The organism is Thalassovita sp. ABM4_323 (genome assembly GCF_056158665.1).
In genome coordinates, this window is the sequence record NZ_JBSWTS010000007.1 from 1,515,899 (window position 1) to 1,538,081 (window position 22,183).

Below are 22,183 nucleotides of genomic sequence, written 5' to 3' on the forward strand. Positions count from 1 at the left end.
ACGCTTGCACGGCAAAAGGGGGCAGATGACCCGCCCCCTTTTCCAACTGTGTCGCTTAGGAACCGCGACGCTGTTCTTTGATCCACTGGCGCATTTCTACGATCCACTGGTAACGCTCGGCGTCGACGCGCATGAAGCCAACTTTGTTGTTGTCGTCTTCGGGGTCGTAGGACGAGTACATTTTAAAGCCCGCATCGTCCTCCAGCGGGAATTTCTCGATGGCGGCGGTGACATCTTCGATCATCTGCTCAGGCAGGTTCTTGCGGAAGGTCCAGGGGCCGGTGGTGATCTCCGGGCTCTGCCAGATCTTGCAGATCTGACCGGGCTCGATCATGCCCTTATTCTCCATACGCTGGTAGATGCCGTTCACGTCGTTGTTCTGATAGGTCGAGGCAGTATCAAAGGTGCCGTTGTACACGCCCTGAACGTCGGCTTCGTGGCTGCCACCGAAAGTTATGGTGCCGAAGAATTCTTCGGGCTTGAAGCCTTCTTTGTTGACCATGTTCCAGTAAGGAACAGCATAGCCCGAGGTGGAGTCGGGGTCGGCGAAGGCGTGGACTTTGCCCTTGGCGTCTGCCAGCGATTTGATGCCGCTGTCGCAGCGGGTCACGACGATCGAGTAATAGCCGGTAGTGCCGTCTTTCTTGATGTCGGTCAGGGTGGGCACAACGCCGCCGTTGGTGGCGGTATAGGCCGCGGCGTAGGACGACGATCCCAGACGTGCGATCTCGATCTGGTCAGCGGCCAGCGCCTGGATCACGCCGTCATAGTTGCCGGCGGTGAAGATCTCAACTTCGACGCCCAGCTCTTTTTCTAGGAAGACCTCCAGCGGGGTGTAGCGCGCGATGCGGTCTTTTTCGTTCTCGCTCGATAGAACGCCGAACTTCAGAACCTGGTAGTCGTCTTTCCAACCGTCGGCCATGGCCGGGGCTGCAATCAGGGCCGCAAGAGCGGTAGCAGTGATGAAACGCATGTGGATATCCCCTTGTTTGCGCTTTCGATAAATGGGGTGATCAGGCGGCTGGGACGGGTCTGCGCACCGAGGTCGACGTGACCGCCTCGTTGAATGCGCGCAGGCCTTCCAGCCCATAGATGTCGCGGACCACATCGTCGGTCAGCTGGGAGGCGGTGCCATCAAAGAACACCCGGCCCTGACGCATCGCGATGATCCGGTCGCAATAGGCGCGGGCGGTGTCCAGCGTGTGCAGGTTGACCAGAACGGTGATGCCGTCTTGGGTGTTGATGGTTTTCAGGCCATCCATCACCAGCGTGGTGTTTGCCGGATCGAGCGAGGCAATCGGTTCGTCCGCCAGCATGATTTTTGGCTTTTGTACCAGCGCCTTGGCGATGGCCACGCGCTGTTGCTGCCCGCCCGACAGAGTGCCCGCCCGCTGCAGCGCCTGCGGCACCAGATCCAGACGGTCCAGCGCCTGAATGGCCATGGCGCGTTCCTCATCCGAGAACTGCATCGCCATCGACGACAAGAAGCCGTGCTCGGCCAGACGACCGATCAAAACATTGGTCAGTACGTCCAGACGATCAACCAGATTGAACTGCTGAAAGATCATCGCGCAATCGCGACGCCATTCCCGCAGGGCTTTGCCCTTGAGAGAAGTGACCTCCACGCCATCAAACGAAATCGACCCCGAAGTGGGGTCGGTCAAACGGTTGATAAGGCGCAACATAGTGGATTTTCCCGCTCCCGAACGGCCGATCACGCCGACAAACTGCCCGGGTTCAATATTCAGCGAGACATTGTCGACCGCTTTGGTTTCACCGAACGCACGGGTGACGTTTGAAAGTGTCAGAAGCTGTTTCATGCCGATTCATCCGAATGAATTTAACAGCTTCTTTCTAAGAAAATCAGGTAACATCCGAGAGTCCCTGACATGACAGTTTTACTACCTCAGGCGACGGTGCGCAGGCGTTCAGCTGTGGTTTGCAGCGTTCCGTTGGAATGAATGGTTTCACCGTTGCGGAAGGTGGCCACCACGCGGTCAGCCGCATCCGCGATGAACAGATCGGCGGCGCGGCCAACGGTGATCTCGCCGCGATCATGCAGGCCCAGAGCCTTGGCCGGATTGGCCGTGGCCAGCCGGGTCGCCCCCGCCAGCCCATCCGGGTCGGTTTCGGCCAGAATACGAACCGCGGGCAAGATCGCCGCGGGGTGATAATCCGCCGCCAGGATGTGCAGCAGCCCGGCGGCATGGGCATCGCGTGCTGACAGGTTCCCCGAATAGCTTTGCCCTCGCATCGCATTCGGCGCGCCCATGGCGATCATCAGCCCGCGATCCGCTGCGATTTGCGCGGCCTCGATCGTCACCGGAAACTCGCTGATCACAGCGCCGATATCTGCCATCAGATTGGCTTTTTCGACCGTATCGTCATCATGGCTGGCCATCGCCACACCATACTGAGCACAGAGCCGCGAGACCTCTTGCAGGTTCTCCAATATCTGGTCACTTGAGGTCGCCGCCGCGATCCGGGTTTCGATCCCGGCGCGCACCTCGGCCTCGGACAGGTCCGATCTGCGCAGGCGATAGGCGATCAGCTTTTCCAGATTGCGATACTGGCCCTGACCCGGCGTGTGATCCATGACCGAGCACAGATCGACAGCCCCTGCCTGCAGCAACCCATCCAGCGCGGCGATGGCATCGGTATAGGTCATGTCGAACCGCGCATGAATTTTGTGATCCACCCGCAAGCCGCGCAGGCTGTCTTTCAGCGCGCGGATGATGCTGCTGGTATGTGCGAACGAGCGCCGGTCGCCATCCTTGGCGTTGCGCGAAAAGGACACGCCCGCATAGGCCGTTGTCACCCCCGCCGCCGCAAGCCGGGCATCAAGGTGGCCGACCGCCACTTCCATCGGAAAATCCACATTGGGGCGCGGTTCCAGTTCCAGCTCGATCATATCGCCATGCATGTCGATGAAACCGGGGAACAGATGCTTGCCATGGCCCGAAATATCCCCGGGAACCACGTGGTCCTTGATGTCAGCGATTTTGCCGCCTTCGATCAGAACCGATCCGCCGGGAACAACGCGGTCGGGCAGGACAAGGGTAAAGTCAGACAACCACATCGTTTCGATCCTCTTGGGGGTGCGCATCGGGGGTCAGGTCAATTTCGCGATCAATCAGCGTGGCCACGTCGCCGAGGTGGTGGAACACACCAATCATCGCGGTGCCTTGGGCCTTGAGCTCGGCCAGACGGTTCACCAGGGCGGCGCGGGCATTGACGTCTAGCGAGGCCGTGGGCTCGTCCAGCAGCAACAGGCGTTGGGACAGGATCAGCGCGCGGGCCAGATTGACCTTTTGCTGCTCGCCCCCGGAAAAGGTGGTGGGATAAGCGGCCCAGAGCTCGGATTTGACGCCAAAGGTGTCCAGCCAATGGCGGGCCTGTTCCATGGCGCCATCCGCGTTGTGCCCCGCCAGGCGCAGGGGTTCGGCCACCAGTGCCTCGGCGCTGACGCGCGGACGCGCCGTCAGGAACTGGGTGACGAACCCGATCTCGGTGCGGCGCAAAAAGGTCACATCCACATCGGCGGCGCGCACCAGATCAATCACGCCGTGGTCCGAGTGAAACAAAACCGCGCCGCTTTGCGCCAGATAGCTGCGATAGAGCGTGCGCAGCAGGGTCGATTTGCCCGCCCCGTTGCGCCCTTTCAGCAGCAAAAACTCGCCCGCGTTCAGGGTAAAGGAAATATCCTGAAACGCCCCCATCCGGGTGCCCAGATGGTGCATGGTAAAGCCCTTGGTCAGGCTGCGAACATCAAGAACAGTCATAGCTTTGCGTGCACCAATTGTTGCGTATAGGCATGTTGCGGATCCTGAAACACCTGATCGGCAAGGCCGGCCTCGACCACCTCGCCCCGGCGCATCACCATGACCCGATCCGACAGGGTGCGAATAACGCCCAGATCGTGGCTGACGATGACCATGGTGATTTTGCGCTCCTGCTGAAGCTTTTTCAGCGTGTCCAGCACCAGCGCCTGAATGCTGACATCCAACCCGGTGGTGGGTTCGTCCAACAGCAAAAGCGCGGGTTCCAGGGCGATGGCCTTGGCCAGCTGAACACGTTGTTGCATCCCGCCTGACAGCTCGATCGGTGGGGCGTCCATGCGTTCGAGCGGAAATTCCGACGCGTCCAGCGCATCTTGCGCCTTCTCGCGCAGCCCCGAGAACTGGCGTTCCCCCGCGACCAACAAGCGTTCTGCGACGTTGCCCGACGACGAATGGGTCATCAAAAGCCCCAGATGCGGATTTTGATAGACGATGCCGATGCGGGTGGCGCACAGCATCCGCCGCGCATAGCGGTCCAGATCGAACAGGTTGCCCTGCACATCCGGCAGGTCCAGCGTGTAACTGCCGGTATCGGGTTGCTCTTCCAGGTTCAGGCTGCGCAGGAAGGTAGATTTGCCCGAGCCGCTTTCGCCAACGATCCCCAGAACCTCGCCGGGATAAACGGTGGCAGACACATCGTGCAGCGCCTGCACTTGGCCATAAGCCTTGGAGACATTGCGCGCGATCAACAACGGGCGGGTCTTGACGATCCGAGGGGCGTCCATCATTGGGCCATCTCTCCGTTTTTGTACCAGGTGGCGCCGATCTCGACCGTTTCACCGTCTGATTTGCGGATGGTTTTGACGCCCAGCTCGCTGTCCGACACCTCAAAGGTCGAGCTGCCATCGTCTTGCGGGATTTCATTCATAAAATAGCCGCGTGCGCCCGAGCGGGTGCAAGTCAGGCCGCCGTGGTCTTCGACCAAGTAGGGCACATCGTCAAAGACCAGCGGTTCGACCCGCGTGAACGGTGGCACCGCGTGCAGGCGTTTCTCGCGCCCCGCGGACAGGATGGTCAGGTGCTTGGCCATATGCATCTTGGGCACGTCCCAGCGCGGGATGGGCGAAGGCGTCATCACAAAGCGCCCGTGCACCAGGCTGGGATAGCTGGCGCCCTGCATCACGCGGCCCGAGCGCACGATTTGCTCATAGAGCTGAAGCCACATCCGCCCGTAATCGGCATCCGCATGCATCTGGCGGGCAATCGACATGTTTGGTTGCACCGGGCGCAAAGGTTCTGGGTTGGGCACTTGCAGCACCAGCACCTGATCCTCGCGCAGCACCTCTTCGGGAATGCGGTGGCGCGACTGGATCAGATCGGCCTTCAGCGTGTCGGTGGTTGTGGGCGCCCCCGACACACGCGCCAGAAACCGCCGGATAGACGCCGCGTTGACGCTGTCATCGGCGCCCTGGTCGATGACCTTGATCGTTGTCTGAGGGTTGATCAGCGTGCACGAAATCTGCAACCCGCCGGTGCCCCAGCCCCGCGCCATGGGCACCTCGCGGCTGGCATAGGGCATCTGGCATCCGGGTACGGCGATGGCTTTCAGGGCCTTGCGCCGGATCTCGCGCTTGGCGGATCCGTCAAGGAAGCCATAGGACATCGGCTCCCAGTCTTTGGTCAGGGATTTGAGGCTCATTCCGCCGGCTCCGTCTGCGGTTTTGTCTGCGCTTGCGCGGCTTTCTTGGCCTTGGCGTCGCGCATCGCATCAAGGCTGGATTGGAAGGTGACGTAGTGGGGCAGCTTGAAGTGGATGCAAAAGCCCGAGCTTTCGACGCCCTCGGTGTGATACAAAAAGAACTCTTCTTCGGTCGCAGACCCCTTGGGCGCATCGCCCGAGTTCAGATCCAATGTCGCGGCGGCGATTACTTTGACCTCGTTCCAGCCCATGGTGGCCGCAAAGCCAAGATCCAGCTGATCGCCCTTTTTGTTGACCACCTCGGCCTGGCTGATCTTCACACGGCCCGCGCTGAACGTCGTTCCACGCGGGTGGGTCACCCTGACCTCGGCCTCGGCCAGACGTAGTTCGTTCACTGTTGGGTGGGCCTTGCCATAGCCGCGCTGGGCGGCGTAACCCAAGGCCAGAACGCCGCCGGTTTCAGCGCGCGCCAGGCTTTGCAACGTGTGCGCGCGTTTGGCCGGAAACAGCAGCGGCTCGCGGGTGACATCGGGGATGTCATCGCCGCAGGTTGCATCTGGCATGGGGGCTGTCAGCAGCTCATTTTCAGCCTGCCAGGCCGCGACCGAGGGCTGATGCGCAGGCGCCGCTTGCGCCGCCGGTTCGACGGCAGGTGGCTGATGCGTTTCGCCCGACAGCACCTCGGTCGCCAGTATGCGATGCGCGTAATCCAGCGTCGGCCCCAAAACCTGCCCGCCGGGAATATCCTTGAACGCAGCCGAGATCCGGCGGTGGGTAAACAACCCGTCCTGCGTTACCGGCGCGGCCACGGCCAGGCGTGGCTGCGTGGTACGCCAGGCGCGCAAAAGCAGGATCGCCTCGTAGAGCTCGCCTCCGGTTTGCGCCAGCGCCAGTGCGGCCAGATCTTCGTCATACAATGAAGCCTCGCCCATGACGCGGTCGATCAGATAGGGCATGGCAGTGCGGATTTCCTGCACGCGCGCGGGGCTTATGGCCCCCATTTCCTCGCGGAACAGGCGCTGGGATTGTTCAATCGCGCGCTCGCCACCCCGGGTCGCTACATAGGCCATCACAGCACCTCAATCATTGTGGACCGCGGCAGGCCCAAAACCTGATCGCCGTCCAGAAGGAACATCTCAAACCCCATGGGGTAACGCATGGTGGCGGCGCGCTGCGCCCAGAGTGTCGTGGGCACCCCGCCAACCAGAATGTCGATATGCCCGTCTACCCCCGGGCCGGTCAGGCGCAGCCGTTCACCGCCGCCCAACTGGGCCGGAATGATCAGGGTAGCGCCATCTTCGGGGTACATGTCTGTGCCCTGACGCATCGTCGAAATCAGGTCGGGCGCAGGCGCTTGGGTCAGGAACAGATGATCGGCTTGGGCCGGATCGGTCAGCTGCGCCCCGGTGCGCCGGGCGACGTCGGACAGGGCGGTGCTGTCGCAATAGACTGCACATTCGCGATCAAGCAGCGTTTCGATGATAACCTCGGACCCCGCCTCGGGCAGTTGACGCGCCAGGCCGGGACGTGACAAGGCCCACATCAGTGCCTCGTAGGCGGCATTGGTGCGGCTCTCAAATGCGGACGGGGTCGGGTGGGCTGTCATCAGAAGGTCTCCATGTCGACGCGCGTGGCCTCAATCCGGCGCAGCCTGTCCTGATCGGCCTCGGCCTGCGCGGTTTGTTCATGCGCGATGAAATCCGTGCAGGCGTCATGATGAATGCCCGCCGCCACGGCAGCATCGATCAGTGCCATGGCCATGGCGGCCTCGAGGTCGCGGCCACGGCGCATGCCATAGCCGTCCTGACCTGCGGCCACGATCCGGGCCTCGCTGACCAGCACTTCGCCCAGATGAAAGTGGGTGCCCTGCGCCGTGTCCCGCATCGGCAGCATCACCAGCCCCGTGCGGTTTTGCTGCACCTCAATGTCGCCCAGATGCGGGATCAACCCCTCGGCAAAGGTTTTCAACCTGTCCACATCGGCCCGCGCTAAAATGCTGAGCATCGCGTCATGGGGATAAGTTGGCAGGCTCAGCGGGTCAGGCATGATGGGATCCTATTCGTCGGAAATGGTGAATTTGACCCGCGCGGCGGACCAGATCACCTGGCTATAAGAGATCGGCGTGCCATCGGTCAGCGTATCGACGGCGCGCACGACGATGACCGTCATGTCGGGGTGTTGGTTGAGGGTCTGGGCCTCGTCCCGGCGCGCGGGGCGGGCATGCATCTGGGTGCTGCCACGCAGGTAGTCGTCAATCCCATAAGAGGCATAGACCGCGCTGACTGACTCCATCGCCTGTCGCCGTTCCGGGAAATCCGGGAAACGCGCGGCGTCATGATAGATCGTTCCGAACGACACAGGCACGCGATCCGCCATGGTGATGCGATGGCTGGCGATCACGGGTGCGCCGACCTCAAGGCCAAGGTTGGTGGCAACGCGCTCGGTCGCCGCAAGATGTTCGACGCCCAGGCTCTGGCCCGACACATCGACGCCCTGCGCGCCCAGGTTTTTGCGCAGACGGGTGCGGGTGCCGATGGAATACTCCAGCAAGGTATGGGGCTGGACAAAGGTCCCGCGACCCTGTTCGACGCTCAGGAACCCTTCTTTCGCTAGCTCTGAGACCGCGCGGCGTACAGAATGCCGACCCGCCGCATAAAGCGTGGCCAGCTGAGGCTCTGTCGGGAGCTTTGCGCCCGTTTCCAATACACCGTCCATGATGTCTTGCTTCATCTCCGCGCATATGTCGCGCCACTTGTTATGAGTTATCGTAATTCATCCGAATGATTTTCAGCTATCGGCTGTTTATGACAGCGCCATGTCAGCGACAACCGATTACCGATCTTCGTATTTCTTTCATGAAACTGTTGGCTGTTTGCCAATCGCCGCTCCGAAACATTCGAACGAATTTATTCTGGAGGCTGTCATGAAATTCAAATCTCTGATCCTGGGCCTTGGCCTGGCTGCTGCATCCGCAGTTGCCGCCACGGCTGAAACCTGGAAGCTGGCTGTAACCGACGTTGAAGGCATGGAGCGCCTTCAGCTGGAATGGGGCCCTTTTAAAGAGGCACTGGAAACCGCAACAGGCGAAACCTTTGAGTTTTACGCCGTGAACTCGCGCACCGCAGCGGCCGAAGCCCTGCGCGGCGAAACCGTCGATTTTGTCGTCACGGGCCCCGCCGAATATGTGGTCATCAACAAGCTGACCAAAGCAACCCCGCTGATCGGTCTGGGTCGCCCTGACTATCACTGTGCAATCATCGTGCGTTCAGACAGCGGCATCAACGTGCCGTCCGACCTGAAAGGCAAGAAAGTGGCCTTTGGGGATATCGGCTCGACCTCGAACATGCTGTGCCCGATGCAGGCTCTGGCCGATCAGGGTGTTGATCCGGTGAATGACGTTCAGAAAACCCACACTTCGCGCAACATCGCGTTCGAAGCTCTGAAAGCGGGCGATGTGGATGCCATGGGCATGAACGCCGGCAAATGGGTTGGCCTGCGCGCCAAGGAAACCGAACTGCCCTATGGCGCGTTCAAAATCATCGCCCGTTCGGGGGATCTGCCCAACGACATGATCATGGTCGGCGCCCATGTGCCTGCCGACACCGCCCAGATGGTCAAGGCTGCGATCCTTGAGAACAAAGCACAGGTCATCGCTGGCATCACCGCCCATGAAGAGAACGACAAGTATATCGGCATGGATCTGGTCGCCATCGAAGACAGCGCCTACGACTATGTGCGCGCGATGTACACCAACGCGGGCTACCCGCAGTTCGACAATTTCATCGGTGAGTGATTTGTTGGACCATAAGGTCGCGCCCGCGCGGCCAAAGGCAACCGGGAGGGAGTACCTCCCGGTTTCGCCTGTTGATATCGAGGCGCATCAGATCGGCAAGACCTTTGGTGACAATGTCATCTTTTCGGGGCTGAGCTTTCGTCTGGCCCGGGGGGAAACGGTGGCCCTGGTCGGGGCGAACGGGGCGGGGAAATCGACCCTGCTGCGCTGCATGATGGGCCTTATTCCCGCCACCGAGGGCAAGGTGACCTTGCTGGGCGAAGACGCCACTGGCGCCGATCGGCCCACCCTGCGTGCGTTGCGCGCCCGGATGGGGCTGGTGTCGCAAAAACACAATCTGGTGTCGCGGCTTTCGGTTTTGTCGAACGTGGTTCAGGGCCTGTTGGGACGCAACCCGGGCCTGCGCCATTGGAACCACAGTTTTGCCCCTGCCGAGTCGCGCGCGGCCGCAATGCAGGCGCTGAAAAAGGTCGGCTTGGCCGATTTCGCTTTGCGTCGTGCCGACCGTCTGTCGGGCGGGCAATCCCAGCGTGTGGCCATCGCCCGCGCCATTGTTGGCCGACCTGAGATTTTGATCGCGGATGAGCCCTGCGCGTCACTTGACCCGTCTGCGGGTGAAGACGTGATGGAGCTGTTCTTTCGTTTGGCGCGCGAAGAGCGTGTGACGGTCGTGTTTACCTCTCACAACATCGAACACGCCTTGCGGTATGGCGATCGGGTGCTGGGGTTGGCCGATGGGGATCTGAAACTGGATGCCACGGCTGCTTCTTTGAACGCCGCAGACCTTCGGGGGCTCTATGACTGATATTTACGCACCTGGGCGGATTGAACGTCCCAGTGTTTTTGCCTTTTTGGGCTATGTGCTTGGGCTGACGCTGATTGTCTGGTGTCTGGCCGGGGCGGGGTTTTCGATCGAAAAGATCACGACCGCGCCGCCACGTTTCGCCGATTTTCTGGACCGCGCCTTTCCGCCGAACATCGACCCAAAGACCCTGTCGCGTCTGGGGCTGAAAATGGTGGAGACCCTGCAAATTGCCGTGGCCGGCGCGGTGATTGGCGTGATTTTGTCGGTGCCCATTGCCTTGCTGGCCGCGCGCGGGCTGGTGGCCGGTCTGTGGGTCAACCAGATCGTGCGCAATGTGCTGGGCTTTATTCGGGCCGTACCCGACATCGCATGGGCGCTGGTCTTTGTCGTTGCCGTGGGGCTGGGCCCTTTTGCAGGGATGCTGGCCATTGCCATAGACACAATCGGCTTTTGCGGCCGGTTCTTTGCAGACGACATGGAAGCCGCCGACAAAGGCCCGGCCGAAAGCCTGACCGCCACGGGCGCGCGCAAGCTGGACGTGGTGGCCTGTGCCACCATTCCCGCAGCGATGCCGGCGTTTATTTCGACCTCGCTGTTTGCGCTGGAAAAGGCTGTGCGCTCGTCAACCATCCTTGGGCTGGTTGGCGCAGGCGGGATCGGGATTGAACTGAAGGTTGGGTTTGACCTGTTCGATTACCCAACCGCCATGACCGTCATCTTGATGATCGCCGTTGTGGTCATCGCAATTGAACAACTCAGCGGCTGGGCCCGCACCAAGATCATCGGAGAACAACGTTGAAAACCGACACCGCCGACAACCACTGGAACGACCAGTGGGCCGCCATCCAAGAGGGCAGCAAATGGCTGACCCCCGAAGCCGATGTGATCAACTGGGCTGCGGGGTTTGAACCCGGCGCGCGGGTGCTGGATCTGGGCGCTGGCGTGGGGCGCCATGCGCTTTGGCTGGCTGGGCAGGGGCATCAGGCGGTCGCGCTGGATGCCGCGCCCGAAGGTCTGGCCGAGATCGACAAGGCCGGGGGCGTGGAAACCGTTCTGGGCCGAATGCATGATTTGCCATTCGAGGACGCCAGTTTTGACCACGTGCTTAGCTGGAATGTCATTTACCACGGCGACGAAGACATCCTGTTGCGCACCCTTTCCGAGATCCGCCGCATTCTGAAACCCGGTGGCACCTATTTGGGCACCATGCTGTCCAAGCGCCGTCTTCCGCACGAGCAAGCCAAATACCCGGGCCGCGAGATCAGCCGCAATGCCTGGGTTTTTGACGCGCCGGGCACGGATAAAATCCACCCGCATTATTTCTGCTCGGCTGCTGAATTGCTGGCGCTTTTCTCGGGCTTTGAATGTCTGGAGCTTTCGGATCGCGAGCATGAAAAGCCCGGCTCGTATCACTGGCATCTGACGATGGAGCGCCTGTAATGCAGACCTTTGAAGGCGCGCAGGTCTATCTGCCCGGCGAGATCGCAACGACCAACGTCACCATCGCCGATGGTAAGATCGCCGAGATCGGCGGCCCGGCCCAGGGCGAAGTGATCGATGCGCGGGGGCTGATCCTGGCCCCCGCCCTGATCGACGTTCATGGCGACGCATTCGAGCGTCAGGTCATGCCGCGGCCCAATACCTATTTTCCGCTCGACGTCGCCGTGTTGGACACCGACCGGCAGCTGGCGGCCAACGGTATTGCGACCGCCTATCACGCGATCACGCTGGGCTGGGAGCCAGGCCTGCGCGACGTGGGACGGGGGCGGTCGTTGATGCAGGCCATACTGGATCTTGCCCCGCGACTGCTGGTTGAAAACCATGTGCAGCTGCGCTGGGAAACCTTCGCCTTTGAGGCGCTGGATGTGATCGAATGGGCGCTCTCGTCGCCCTTTACCCCCTCGATTGCCTTTAACGATCACACCTCGATGACCATGCGTGCATATGACGTGCCGATTCAGGATCGCGGGTTCGAGCTGTCGCCGGATTTCTCGATTGCGTCCCTTGATGATGACCGCATGAAAAAGCGCACGGCCTCCAAGGCGCATCGGGCCGGGTTGGCCGAAGACGACTATGTCAAACTGCTGGGGCAGGTCTGGGAGCGCCGAAGCGACGTGCCAGCGACCATCGCGCGCGTCGCCGAAATGGGCCGCAAGGCCGGGGCGCCAATGCTCAGCCATGATGACACCCAGCCGCAAACCCGCGAGTTCTTTCGCAAGCACGGCGCCTATGTGTCGGAATTTCCGATGGTGCTGGAAGCCGCGCAATCGGCCCGCGACAACGGGGATCTGATCGTATTCGGTGCCCCAAACGCCACGCGCGGCGGCAGCCACATCGGCTCGCTCGGGGCTGGCGACATGGTCGAGGCGGGGCTTTGTGACGTGCTGGCGTCGGACTATTTCTATCCGGCGATGCTGGCCGCCGTGGCCCGGCTGGATCAGGAAAAACGCGCGGATCGCAGCACCATCTGGTCGCTGGTTTCCGAGGGCCCAGCAAAGTCGATGAACCTGCATGACCGAGGAAAGATTGAGGTCGGCAAGCGGGCTGATCTTGTGCTTGTTGATTGGCCCGAGGGGCAGGCCCCCGCAATTCAGGGCACTTGGGTCGCGGGGCGCTGTGCCTTTCGCGGCGTGCCCGCCGGATGACCAAGGCCGCAGCCTTGCGTGACTACATCCCCTCGGTCGGGTTGGGGATTACGCAGATCATGGGCTACGGCACCTTGATGTATGCCTATGCCATCTTGCTGCCCCGGATGGCCGAGGACCTTGGCTTGTCGCTGTCGCAGGCCTTCGGGGTTCTGTCTGCCGGGCTGTTCTTTGGCGGGCTGGCCGCACCGCTGGCTGGCAGGCTGGTGGACCGGTTTGGTGGCCGCTGGGTGATGACTGGCGGATCGCTGATTGCCGGGGGCGCGCTGATCAGTCTTGCCTTCGTGGAAGGACGGGTTGGCCTGTTTGCGGCCATCCTGCTTGCCGAGGGCGCGGGCATGTTCGTGCTTTACAATGTGGCCTTCGCGGCGGTCGCGCGGCTTGAACTTGGGGTGCCGCCGCAGCGCTCTATTTCGGTGATCACCCTGTTTGGCGGCGTGGCCTCGACGATTTTCTGGCCACTGACCTTGGCGCTGTTTAATGGCTTTGGCTGGCAAAGCACGTGGATCATCCTTGGCGTGGCCTATCTGGTTGTGTGCCTGCCGATACATGTTCTGGTGCTACGCGGCCCCGAGCACAATCCGCATGCCACACCCAAACACGACACCCAAAATTGGCCAGAGCTGTCTGGCGACGCGCGCAAGACCGGCATGTTCTGGATGGTCGTCTCTTTCCTGTTTTCCGGCTACGTGATGGGGGCTGTCATGACCCTTTGGGTCACGAATGTGCAGGATCTGGGCCACAGCGCAGCCCTTGCGGCCATCGCCGGGGCGGTGATCGGGCCGTTCAAGACGGTTGGCCGGTTTTTCGAGATGCTGGTCAGTCGCAACATGTACCCTTTGGTGACCTATGCGCTGGCGATGGGCCTGTCGCTGGCGGGGTTTGCGGTCTTGCTGACCGTCGGTTTCACAGTGCCGGGCGTGATGCTGGCGGCAGCATTGTACGGCATGAGCGACGGGATCAAGACCATCGCGCGTGGAACGCTGCCTTTGGCCCTGTTCGGCCGCAAAGGCTTTGGCGCTCGGCTGGGCTGGATTTCCGCGGCCTCGATGGCGCTCAACGCGTCGGCGCCATTCGTGTTCGCCTGGCTGACCCAGGCCCATGACGGCTGGTGGTCCTTTGCTGTCATGGCAGTGTGCCTTTGCGGCGCTATTGCAACCTATGTTTTCATCCCTGATCCAAGGAAACCCAAGTATGACCCGTCTCAAGATCGGTGCCTGTCTGAACGCCCATGAAATCGCCGATCACCGGGATTGGTTGTTCGACGCTCAGCGCGATATCGAGCTTCAGGATTTCGGCAGCTTCAAAGCCCTGACCGACGAGCTGGACGCGTGCGTGGCGGCCGCCAAAGCCGCGCTGGACGGGCACACGGGCCGGCTCGGCATCCATGGCCCCTATGAGGGGCTGGATATGGACAACAAAGATCCTGAACTGCGCCCCCTTATCACCGCCCGCTTTCTGAAGGCACTGGAGGCCGCAGAACGTGTCGGCGCGCGGCAGATGGTTCTGCATTCGCCTTATACCCGCTGGTACCAGTGGAACCGGTTGAATAAGCCGCGATATGACGAAACCAAGCTGGCGCGTATTCACGACGTCATGGCGCCCGTCGTAAAAGCGGCAGAGGAAAAAGGCATCACCCTGGTGATCGAGAATATTCTCGATGTTGATCCCGCCAGCCGCCGGATGATGGTCGACAGTTTCGGGTCAGAGGCGGTGGCCCTGTCGATTGACACAGGCCACGCCCATCTTGCCCGCCGCATGTCCGGCGCGCCGCCCGTGGACTATTTTGTGCGCGACGCGGGCGACCAGCTGCGGCACGTGCATCTGCAAGATCTGGATGGCCACGCGGACCGACACTGGGCCCCGGGCGAGGGCGAAATCCACTGGCCCGAGGTGTTCCGCGCCTTGGCTGAATGCCAAAGCGCCCCTCATTTGGTGCTGGAATTGCGTCGAAAGGCCGACATCCCTAAGGGCTTTGCCTATCTGGCGGCTACGGGACTTGTTGACTAGCTGTCGCACGGCCCCATCGCCAGATGATGCCAACGGCATCGACCGGATTTCACCGCGCTATCGAAAATCTGAGGACGAAGCGACCTCGATGAAGGCTTTGACCAACCTGAGGCGCGAGCGGTCTTTGGGGGCGACGACCGCAGTTTCGTGCGTCTCGGACAATTCTGCCACGGGCACTTCGACCAGGCCGCGGGAAATCAGCCCGCTGTTGGCAAGAAAGATGGCGATGCCCGCGCCCTGAAGAACGGCCTCGCACATCAGGGGGAATGTGGTCATCTTCAGGGCGTGTTGAAACGTCGCGCCATGTTTTTCCTGTGCTTCACGCACGACACGCTCGGTCAGAGAACCAGTTTCCGGCAGGATGAGCGTTTCGTTCTTCAAGTCTTTGAAAGTCAGAACACGACGATCTGCAAGAGGCGAGGACGGCAACAGATAAGCCACGTAACGGACCTGCTGAATGGCCACGCGTTCCCAATCGTCCGATTTCGGCGGATCGGTGATCAGGCCCACATCCGCGCGGCGTTCCCGCAACAGGCGCACAGCCGTCGTCCAGGCATAGAGCGCAAAATCAATCTCGACCTCTGGATAGATTTGACGGAACTGGCTGATTGCGCGCAGGGCCGGAAGCGGCGCGTTGGCGATGACCTTGATATGCCCGCGCTCCATCGCGGCAAAGCCCTCAAGCCGCTCTGAGATCGCAGTGTCCAGCGTCACCAGACGATCCGCCAGATTATAGAGCTCTTGTCCGGTTCGGGTCAGTTCCACGCCATCGCGCCTGCGCAGCAAAAGTTGCGAGCCTACTTGTTCTTCAAGCTTGGCGACGTGCTGCGTCACCGCGGATTGCGTCACGCCAAGCCGGGTGGCCGCGTGCGAAAAACTGCCCTCGCGCACCACATAGGCAAAGGCGACGAAACGGTGATGGTTGGCGCGCATTTGTGTTCCTTTCACCCGCAGTCATAGGGGGCATTAGTCTCGCTAATATGACGTCACAAAATTGCAGGCTCATTTGACTAAACCCGCCGTGTCAGATGGAGGAATCAGATGGCTGGGCTGAAGATTGAGAACATCACCAAACGCTTTGGCGAAACGGATGTGCTCAAGGGCGTGTCTTTGGACATTGCGGATGGTGAATTCCTGTCCCTCGTCGGCCCCTCGGGCTGTGGCAAATCCACTTTGCTGCGGATCATCGCCGGGCTGGAAGAGCAAAGCAGCGGCGAGATTTATATCGGTGGTGCGCCTGTCGCGGGCCGCCGCGCCGCAGATCGCAACCTGTCGATGGTGTTTCAGTCCTATGCGCTTTACCCGCATCTCAGCGTGGCCGAAAACATCGCTGTGCCGCTTAAGATGCGCCGCCTGAGCACCCTGCAGCGTCTGCCCATGTTGGGCCGATTCATGCCCGGCATGCGCCATCAGACCGCTGAGATTGACAACCAGATCACCGACGCTGCCGAGATGCTGGAGATCGCGCATTTGTTGGACCGCAAGCCTGGGCAGCTTTCGGGCGGGCAACGCCAGCGCGTGGCGCTCGGTCGGGCTTTGGTGCGCGATCCGGCGGCGTTCTTGCTGGACGAACCCCTTTCGAACCTTGATGCCAAGCTGCGCGTTCAGACACGGGCCGAGATCGCGCAACTGCACCGGCGGCTAGAAGCGACGTTCATCTATGTCACCCATGATCAGGTCGAGGCGATGACCATGTCCGATAGGATCGCGGTGATGATGGGCGGGCGCATCCTGCAATGCGCTGCCCCCGATGTAGTTTACGATGATCCTGATACGATTGAAGTGGCCGAGTTTATCGGTTCGCCCAAGATCAACATCCTGCCGGTCGAAGTGGCCGAGACCGGAGAGATCAGCCTGCTGGACCGCAAGCTGGATCTGTTGGCGCAGGGACACGGCAAGGGCGTGATGTCCATGGGTCTGCGCCCCGAGGCGTTGCGCCTTACTGGCGAGGACGCGCCCATCAAGGGGCACGTTGTGCATAGCGAAAACCTGGGTGCCGAGCTGTTCGTGCAGGTCGACGTGGCCGGTTTGGGTCACCCCCTGACGTTCCGCGCGGCACCGCGTGACCGGCAGGCGCTGGCCCTGGGTGCACCTGTGGGTCTGACGTTTGATGCGGCTCAGGCGCTGCTGTTTGGCCCGGACGGGCTGCGGGTGCGTGACGTTCGGCACCATCAGCCGTCGCACGTCGAGGTGGCGTAAGATGGCGCTGGCCGACACAACCCTCCCCAAACCCGCCGCCTCGGCCGCAAGCCAGGAACGACGCGCCGCGTGGTTCCTGACGGCCCCTGCCTTGGCGCTGATGGTATTGATCCTTCTGGTGCCCGTTGTCATCGCGGGGGTGCTGTCTTTTACCAATTATTCGCTGGGCAACAGCGGGTTCGACTGGGTCGGGATCAAGAATTACGACCGGCTGTTCACCCGTTCGACCTATGAAAAGATGTTCATCGCCACCTTCACCTATGTGGTGACGGTGGTGCCAATCTCGGTTGGGCTGGGGTTGGGCGCAGCTTTGCTGATCAATGCGCTGGGCCGGTTTCGCGAGATATACAAAACCATCTATTTCCTGCCGGTGATGGCGACCTTGCTGGCCATGGCCATCGCCTGGGAGTTCATGCTGCATCCGACCATTGGCATGGTGAACCGCACGCTGGAAATGGGCTGCGGCACGTTCATCGAGAGCCTCTGGCCCTTCATGGCCGAAAGCTGTGCCGGACGGTTCCCGGTTTGGCTGGGCGACAAACGCTATGCGATCTGGGTGATCAGCTTTATCGGCATCTGGCAGGGCTTTGGCTTCAACATGGTGCTCTATCTGGCGGGTCTGACAAGCGTACACCGAGAGCTGTATCATGCCGCCGAGATGGACGGCGCGAAATCCGCGTGGGAGCGATTCCGACTGGTCACATGGCCCGCGCTGGGCCCGACCACTGTCTTTGTGGTCACCATCAGCTGCATCCGCGCCTTTCAGGTCTTTGATACGATCGAGGCCTTCTGGCCCCAGGGCGGCGGCCCCAACAAATCCACATACGTCATGATGTTCGCGATCTTTGAAAAGGGCGTGCAGCAAAACCTCATCGGGATCGGCTCGGCCATTACCATGCTGTTTCTGGTTTTCGTGATGTTTTTGACCCTGATCCAGCGCTGGCTGGTGGAACGAAAGGTGCATTACGGATGACCCGCGACTGGTGGAAACATCTGATCCTGATCCTTGGTGTGATCGTTGTCATCGCGCCGTTTTATATGATGGTCAGCTATTCGTTCAAAAGCCCGGGCGAGATTGACCGCGGCGAAGGCGGGTTCTTTGGTCGCCAAGAGATGATGGTGGATGAACGCTGCGTGAAGCTGCGCGATCCCAGCCGCGATGACATCGCCGCCGCCGCACCGCGCTTCCCCGGTCAGACGGACGCCTCTATTCGCGCGGCCCTGGTGGCCGAGGCTGAAGCAGACTGTTCCATGCGCCCGGTGGTGTTCAACTATTCCAAAGCTTTCACCGAGGCGCCTTTGCTGCGCTACCTGCTGAACGGGGTGATCGTGACGGCGTCGATCTTTCTGATCCAGGTGGTGGTGGCGCTGCCTGCGGCCTATGCGCTGGCCAAGCTGAAGTTCTGGGGACGCGAAGCGGTGTTCGGGCTGGTGCTGTTCTGCCTGCTGATCCCGGTCCACGCCATTGCGCTGCCGCTTTATATCATGCTGGCCAAGCTGGGGCTGACCAACAGCTATGCCGCATTGGTGGTGCCCTGGACGATCTCGGTCTTTGGCATCTTCCTGATGCGCCAGTTTTTTGTGACCGTGCCGGATGACCTGATTGATGCTGCGCGCATGGACGGGATGTCAGAACTAGCGATCGTGTGGCGCGTCATGTTGCCCACCGCCGTGCCCGCGTTGATGGCCTTTGCAATCTTCAGCGTCGTGGCCCATTGGAACGATTATTTCTGGCCGCGCATCGTGATCTCGGGCAACCGCGATCTGTTCACCCCGCCTTTGGGCCTGCGCGAGTTCAAAGGCGACGCGGATGGCAGTTTCTTTGGCCCAATGATGGCCACCGCCACCGTGATCGTCACCCCACTGATCGTCGCCTTTCTGATCGCGCAAAAGCGCTTCATCGAGGGGATCACCCTAAGCGGTATGAAATGAGTTTCGGGTGCGGGACGGCCCGCACCCGCCCGATATCCCGCAAGGGATCAAACCCGGAGCGTGCATCGCCAAACACATGCGCTCCTTGTCAGGAACGAGAGGACCTTTCCATGAAAACGACCCTGTCCGCAATGGCTTTGGCGCTGACCGCCACCGCCGTGATGGCCGAAGAAACCGTCACCATCGACTTTGCTTACCCCTATAGCCACCTGTTTGACGTGACCTACGAAGCCATGATGCCGGCCTTCAAGGAAGCCCACCCGAACATCGAGGTGAACTCCCGCGCAACCTATGAATCCTATGAAGATGGCACCAACACCATCCTGCGCGAAGCGGTCTCGGGCGACCTGCCTGACGTCACCATGCAGGGCCTGAACCGCCAGCAGATCTTGGTGGAAAAAGGCATCGCCAAGTCGCTGGAACCCTTCATCGCCAAAGAAGCCGACTTTGCCAAAGACGGCTATCACGACGCCATGCTGAGCCTGTCGACCTTCGGCGACAACGTGCACGGCCTGCCGTTTTCGGTGTCGCTGCCGGTTGGGTATTACAACATGGACATCCTGAAGGCCGGTGGCATCGACAAAATGCCCACCACCTGGGACGAAGTGATCGGCGCCTGTGAAACCATGAAGGCCAATGGCATCGACAACCCGATCTTCTGGGGCTGGAACATCACTGGCAACTGGTTCATGCAGGCCCTGATGTGGTCGCAGGACAAGGCCATCGTCGAAAACGGCAACGTCACCCTGGACAGCCCCGAGGCGCTGGCTGCCATGGAGCAGATGCAGGAAATCTTCACCAAGTGTGAAATGCAGAACCTGGAATGGAAAGCCGCGCTGGCCTCGTTCTCGGCGGGTGAGATCGGCATGATGTTCTGGTCGACCTCGGCGCTGGGCGCTGTTGAACGCTCGCAGGGTGATTTTGAACTGGTCACCGGCCCGTTCCCGGGCATGGGCGAAACCCCCAAAGGTCTGCCCGCTGGTGGCAACGCTGCGATGCTGACCTCGACTTCGGATGACCCCAAGGTGCAAGAAGCTGCCTGGGCTTGGCTGAAGTTTATCACCTCGGGTGAAGGCGCGGCCGAAGTGGCCAAGACCACCGGCTACATGCCGCCGAACAAAGCCGCCAACGAGGTGATCCTGGCCGATTTCTACGACCAGAACCCCAACAAACAGACCGCCGTGGATCAGCTGCCGCTGCTGCGCGATTGGCTGGCCTATCCGGGTGACAACGGTCTGGCCATCACTCAGGTCATCTATGACGGCATCGAGCGTATCGTCACCGGCGACGCCACCGACATGAAAGAGCTGCAGCAAGAGCTGGTCGAAGAAGTCGCCGATCTGCTGCCCAACGGCTAAATGATCCCCGGTTGCCCGTATCCGTGCGGGCAACTGACCTTTGCAGGACATCCCATGAAAATCATCCATATTTCCGACATTCACTTGACCATCCCCGGCGAGGAGATGGGCGGGCTTGACCCCCATGCCCGCTTTGCCCGTGCCCTGGCAGATGTGGCCGAAAACCATCCGGACGCCGATCGGATCGTCATAACGGGCGATCTTGCTCATTGGGGCGAGAAGGCTGCCTATGAGGCGCTGAAAACCGCGCTGGCGGATGTCTCTGTTCCGGTGCGTCTGATGATCGGAAACCACGATGACCGTGGGGCCTTCCTAAGCGTGTTCAACGACCACCCCATTGATGCGAACGGCTTTGTCAATCACGCTGAAACGGTGGAGGGCGTCCGGATGATCTATCTTGATAGCGTCGGCCACAAGACCCATGCAGGCCATTTTTGTGCCGACCGCCGCGCGTGGCTTGAGGCAGAACTTGCCGGGGCAGATCGCGCCCGCATTTTCATGCATCATAACCCGATGCTTCTGGGCCTGCCCGCCGAAGACAAGATCGCGCTGGTGCCCGAAGACCGCGCGCCGTTTGAAACCCTGTTGCGGGCCTATGGCACGCGCATCGACTACCTCCATTTCGGTCACGTCCACGCCCCTATCCACGGGCGTTTTGCAGGGGTTCCATTTGCCAGTGTGCCCTCGACGGGCAACCAGTCTTTGCCGGACCTGACCGAGACCGAGCTTTTGAAGGGCGCGCCAATGGATCCCGCCTATTTTGTGCTGATGATTGATGGCGACGACACCACAATCCATCAAATTCCCTTTGCCTGGGACGGGCCGGTGATCTCGACGGGTACTGGCTGGGAAGACTGGGCCAAACCACTCGCGGCGGCACAATAAGTACCCCCAAATCATGAAATGCCTCGTTGTCAGCTGCGGACTGAGAGAACAGGCCGAGACAATTCAGAGAGGGTCAGCTCTGGGCCTTTATCGAAACTCCGCAAGGCTGATTCTTCGCGCATTGCTGTCGTTCGACCATGGCGCAGCGAATGACGGCTCTCCGCCGGCCCTGTCGTATTCGTGCCAGACGCTGCACAGCATTTGAATGTTCAAGGCGGGTGTTTCCCCATGCCTAATCAGGTGGAGCAACGAAGTCCGCCCAAGTCTGCATCAAGACCACACGTTGCTCCAGTTGATCGGTTCGGTGGTTGGCAGCCTCTGTGGCGTTGTGGATAGTGTGCGCGAGGGCGCGCGCGGCCAAATCGCACGGGTATCCGTTTTCCGAAGCCCAGTCGCGGAAACTCGAGCGAAAGCCGTGGGCCGTAGCGATGCGCCCGGGTGTGTGGCTGGGAAACTTGCATGTACGCAGCTGCTTGATTAGCGTCATATCGCTCAACGGCGTATCGCTGCGGTTTGAGAACACCAGGGATCCGTCGCGCAGCATGGCGCGCTTCTCCAAGTGTTGGACTGCCTGTTCACTCAACGGAACGCGATGCACCTGACCCGCTGTTTCAGCTTTCGGTAGCCAGATTGGCGCCAAAAGGCGTGCGAAATCATCCGTGGTCAGGATGCCCACGGGCTTTTGCCCGATGTGTTTGGCGTTCTTCAGCGAAGGCTCGAGCGCTGCGTAGGTGCGTTCCGCGCGTCCTGAAACGTCGGAGCGATGCTCGGTTGGACCGCTTCCTTGGCCGTTTGGTTGCGCTGCTCGATCGGATCGACGCCATCGGCAATCCGGCGATGGACCTGCATCGAAAAGCGTCGCGCCTCAGCCAGGCCAAATGCAGGGTAGGAGCCCAGCCACATATCCCGACGCTTGCCTGTCGCGGGTGACACAAAACGCAAGAAGACCTTCCCTGTGCCTTTGCTGGTGCCGGCGCGCAGGTACAAACCTTTCACGCCCCCAACCGCCAGCGTCTTGTCGTCCGAAGTTACTTTCCGAGCCTTCACGTCGGTTGGCATCTAGTCTCTAGCCCCTCAT

General features: G+C 60.9%; 25 protein-coding genes. 12 read left to right on the top strand and 13 right to left on the bottom strand.

What is annotated here, in order from left to right; all coding sequences use genetic code 11:
- Window positions 1-55 precede the first annotated feature (55 nt).
- The 10 genes from phnD to phnF form a co-directional block, all read right to left on the bottom strand.
- Complete coding sequence (gene phnD / locus ACXADQ_RS09945) at window positions 56-973, bottom strand: phosphonate ABC transporter substrate-binding protein (RefSeq protein WP_475319665.1); 918 nt, start codon at window positions 971-973, stop codon at window positions 56-58.
- A 40-nt stretch (window positions 974-1,013) separates the two neighbouring features.
- A complete protein-coding gene (gene phnC, locus ACXADQ_RS09950; RefSeq protein ID WP_475319668.1) occupies window positions 1,014-1,820 on the bottom strand; it encodes a phosphonate ABC transporter ATP-binding protein in 807 nt (268 codons plus the stop codon).
- Window positions 1,821-1,906: 86 nt separating this feature from the next.
- The gene (locus ACXADQ_RS09955; protein ID WP_475319671.1) at window positions 1,907-3,079 is read right to left on the bottom strand and encodes an alpha-D-ribose 1-methylphosphonate 5-triphosphate diphosphatase; all 1,173 of its coding nucleotides are present in this window, start codon (window positions 3,077-3,079) and stop codon (window positions 1,907-1,909) included.
- Entirely contained in the window at window positions 3,066-3,782 is a 717-nt protein-coding gene (locus ACXADQ_RS09960) for a phosphonate C-P lyase system protein PhnL (RefSeq protein WP_475319673.1), read from the bottom strand. The genes ACXADQ_RS09955 and ACXADQ_RS09960 overlap by 14 nt, the downstream gene beginning before the upstream one ends.
- The gene (locus ACXADQ_RS09965; protein WP_475319676.1) at window positions 3,779-4,567 is read right to left on the bottom strand and encodes an ATP-binding cassette domain-containing protein; all 789 of its coding nucleotides are present in this window, start codon (window positions 4,565-4,567) and stop codon (window positions 3,779-3,781) included. Before ACXADQ_RS09965 ends, ACXADQ_RS09960 begins: the two co-directional genes overlap by 4 nt.
- The gene (locus tag ACXADQ_RS09970; RefSeq protein ID WP_475319678.1) at window positions 4,564-5,478 is read right to left on the bottom strand and encodes an alpha-D-ribose 1-methylphosphonate 5-phosphate C-P-lyase PhnJ; all 915 of its coding nucleotides are present in this window, start codon (window positions 5,476-5,478) and stop codon (window positions 4,564-4,566) included. The genes ACXADQ_RS09965 and ACXADQ_RS09970 overlap by 4 nt, the downstream gene beginning before the upstream one ends.
- The gene (locus ACXADQ_RS09975) at window positions 5,475-6,548 is read right to left on the bottom strand and encodes a carbon-phosphorus lyase complex subunit PhnI (protein ID WP_475319680.1); all 1,074 of its coding nucleotides are present in this window, start codon (window positions 6,546-6,548) and stop codon (window positions 5,475-5,477) included. The genes ACXADQ_RS09970 and ACXADQ_RS09975 overlap by 4 nt, the downstream gene beginning before the upstream one ends.
- On the bottom strand, window positions 6,548-7,084 hold the full coding sequence (phnH, locus tag ACXADQ_RS09980; RefSeq protein ID WP_475319683.1) for a phosphonate C-P lyase system protein PhnH: 537 nt from the start codon (window positions 7,082-7,084) through the stop codon (window positions 6,548-6,550). The genes ACXADQ_RS09975 and phnH overlap by 1 nt, the downstream gene beginning before the upstream one ends.
- Complete coding sequence (phnG, locus tag ACXADQ_RS09985) at window positions 7,084-7,524, bottom strand: phosphonate C-P lyase system protein PhnG (protein WP_475319687.1); 441 nt, start codon at window positions 7,522-7,524, stop codon at window positions 7,084-7,086. Before phnG ends, phnH begins: the two co-directional genes overlap by 1 nt.
- 9 nt (window positions 7,525-7,533) lie before the next feature.
- The gene (gene phnF / locus ACXADQ_RS09990; RefSeq protein ID WP_475326067.1) at window positions 7,534-8,250 is read right to left on the bottom strand and encodes a phosphonate metabolism transcriptional regulator PhnF; all 717 of its coding nucleotides are present in this window, start codon (window positions 8,248-8,250) and stop codon (window positions 7,534-7,536) included.
- Window positions 8,251-8,401: 151 nt separating this feature from the next.
- On the opposite strand from phnF, the gene ACXADQ_RS09995 reads away from it, so the two are divergent.
- The 7 genes from ACXADQ_RS09995 to ACXADQ_RS10025 are packed head-to-tail and all read left to right on the top strand — an operon-like array spanning window position 8,402 to window position 14,731.
- Window positions 8,402-9,271 (top strand): phosphate/phosphite/phosphonate ABC transporter substrate-binding protein, encoded by an 870-nt coding sequence (locus ACXADQ_RS09995; protein ID WP_475319691.1) that lies wholly within the window; start codon window positions 8,402-8,404, stop codon window positions 9,269-9,271.
- Complete coding sequence (locus ACXADQ_RS10000) at window positions 9,264-10,076, top strand: phosphonate ABC transporter ATP-binding protein (protein ID WP_475319695.1); 813 nt, start codon at window positions 9,264-9,266, stop codon at window positions 10,074-10,076. Before ACXADQ_RS09995 ends, ACXADQ_RS10000 begins: the two co-directional genes overlap by 8 nt.
- A complete protein-coding gene (gene phnE, locus ACXADQ_RS10005; RefSeq protein WP_475319699.1) occupies window positions 10,069-10,875 on the top strand; it encodes a phosphonate ABC transporter, permease protein PhnE in 807 nt (268 codons plus the stop codon). The genes ACXADQ_RS10000 and phnE overlap by 8 nt, the downstream gene beginning before the upstream one ends.
- Window positions 10,872-11,516, top strand: coding sequence for a class I SAM-dependent methyltransferase (locus ACXADQ_RS10010; RefSeq protein ID WP_475319703.1), 645 nt, complete (start codon window positions 10,872-10,874; stop codon window positions 11,514-11,516). Before phnE ends, ACXADQ_RS10010 begins: the two co-directional genes overlap by 4 nt.
- Window positions 11,516-12,721, top strand: coding sequence for an alpha-D-ribose 1-methylphosphonate 5-triphosphate diphosphatase (locus ACXADQ_RS10015; protein WP_475319707.1), 1,206 nt, complete (start codon window positions 11,516-11,518; stop codon window positions 12,719-12,721). The genes ACXADQ_RS10010 and ACXADQ_RS10015 overlap by 1 nt, the downstream gene beginning before the upstream one ends.
- On the top strand, window positions 12,718-13,956 hold the full coding sequence (locus ACXADQ_RS10020) for an MFS transporter (RefSeq protein WP_475319709.1): 1,239 nt from the start codon (window positions 12,718-12,720) through the stop codon (window positions 13,954-13,956). The genes ACXADQ_RS10015 and ACXADQ_RS10020 overlap by 4 nt, the downstream gene beginning before the upstream one ends.
- On the top strand, window positions 13,916-14,731 hold the full coding sequence (locus tag ACXADQ_RS10025; RefSeq protein WP_475319711.1) for a sugar phosphate isomerase/epimerase family protein: 816 nt from the start codon (window positions 13,916-13,918) through the stop codon (window positions 14,729-14,731). The genes ACXADQ_RS10020 and ACXADQ_RS10025 overlap by 41 nt, the downstream gene beginning before the upstream one ends.
- Before the next feature lie 57 nt (window positions 14,732-14,788).
- On the opposite strand, the gene ACXADQ_RS10030 is transcribed toward ACXADQ_RS10025, so the two are convergent.
- A complete protein-coding gene (locus ACXADQ_RS10030; protein ID WP_475319713.1) occupies window positions 14,789-15,664 on the bottom strand; it encodes a LysR family transcriptional regulator in 876 nt (291 codons plus the stop codon).
- A 108-nt stretch (window positions 15,665-15,772) separates the two neighbouring features.
- Between ACXADQ_RS10030 and ACXADQ_RS10035 the strand changes: the two genes are divergently transcribed.
- The 5 genes from ACXADQ_RS10035 to ACXADQ_RS10055 all read left to right on the top strand — a co-directional run bounded on the left by ACXADQ_RS10035 (window position 15,773) and on the right by ACXADQ_RS10055 (window position 21,105).
- The gene (locus ACXADQ_RS10035) at window positions 15,773-16,930 is read left to right on the top strand and encodes an ABC transporter ATP-binding protein (RefSeq protein WP_475319717.1); all 1,158 of its coding nucleotides are present in this window, start codon (window positions 15,773-15,775) and stop codon (window positions 16,928-16,930) included.
- Between the two features lies 1 nt (window position 16,931).
- Entirely contained in the window at window positions 16,932-17,903 is a 972-nt protein-coding gene (locus ACXADQ_RS10040; RefSeq protein WP_475319720.1) for a carbohydrate ABC transporter permease, read from the top strand.
- The gene (locus tag ACXADQ_RS10045; RefSeq protein ID WP_475319723.1) at window positions 17,900-18,862 is read left to right on the top strand and encodes a carbohydrate ABC transporter permease; all 963 of its coding nucleotides are present in this window, start codon (window positions 17,900-17,902) and stop codon (window positions 18,860-18,862) included. The genes ACXADQ_RS10040 and ACXADQ_RS10045 overlap by 4 nt, the downstream gene beginning before the upstream one ends.
- Before the next feature lie 110 nt (window positions 18,863-18,972).
- Window positions 18,973-20,220 carry an ABC transporter substrate-binding protein gene (locus tag ACXADQ_RS10050; protein ID WP_475319728.1) on the top strand — a complete coding sequence of 416 codons (1,248 nt, stop codon included), beginning with the start codon at window positions 18,973-18,975 and terminating at the stop codon, window positions 20,218-20,220.
- 54 nt (window positions 20,221-20,274) lie between these two features.
- On the top strand, window positions 20,275-21,105 hold the full coding sequence (locus tag ACXADQ_RS10055) for a phosphodiesterase (RefSeq protein WP_475319732.1): 831 nt from the start codon (window positions 20,275-20,277) through the stop codon (window positions 21,103-21,105).
- 232 nt (window positions 21,106-21,337) lie between these two features.
- Here ACXADQ_RS10055 and ACXADQ_RS10060 read toward each other — a convergent pair whose 3' ends face one another.
- Both ACXADQ_RS10060 and ACXADQ_RS10065 read right to left on the bottom strand, forming a co-directional pair.
- Window positions 21,338-21,781, bottom strand: a complete 444-nt coding sequence (locus ACXADQ_RS10060; protein WP_475319735.1) for a tyrosine-type recombinase/integrase — start codon at window positions 21,779-21,781, stop codon at window positions 21,338-21,340.
- A 29-nt stretch (window positions 21,782-21,810) separates the two neighbouring features.
- Window positions 21,811-22,164: an Arm DNA-binding domain-containing protein gene (locus ACXADQ_RS10065; RefSeq protein ID WP_475319738.1), complete on the bottom strand. Its 354-nt coding sequence runs from the start codon at window positions 22,162-22,164 to the stop codon at window positions 21,811-21,813.
- Between the last annotated feature and the right edge of the window lie 19 nt (window positions 22,165-22,183).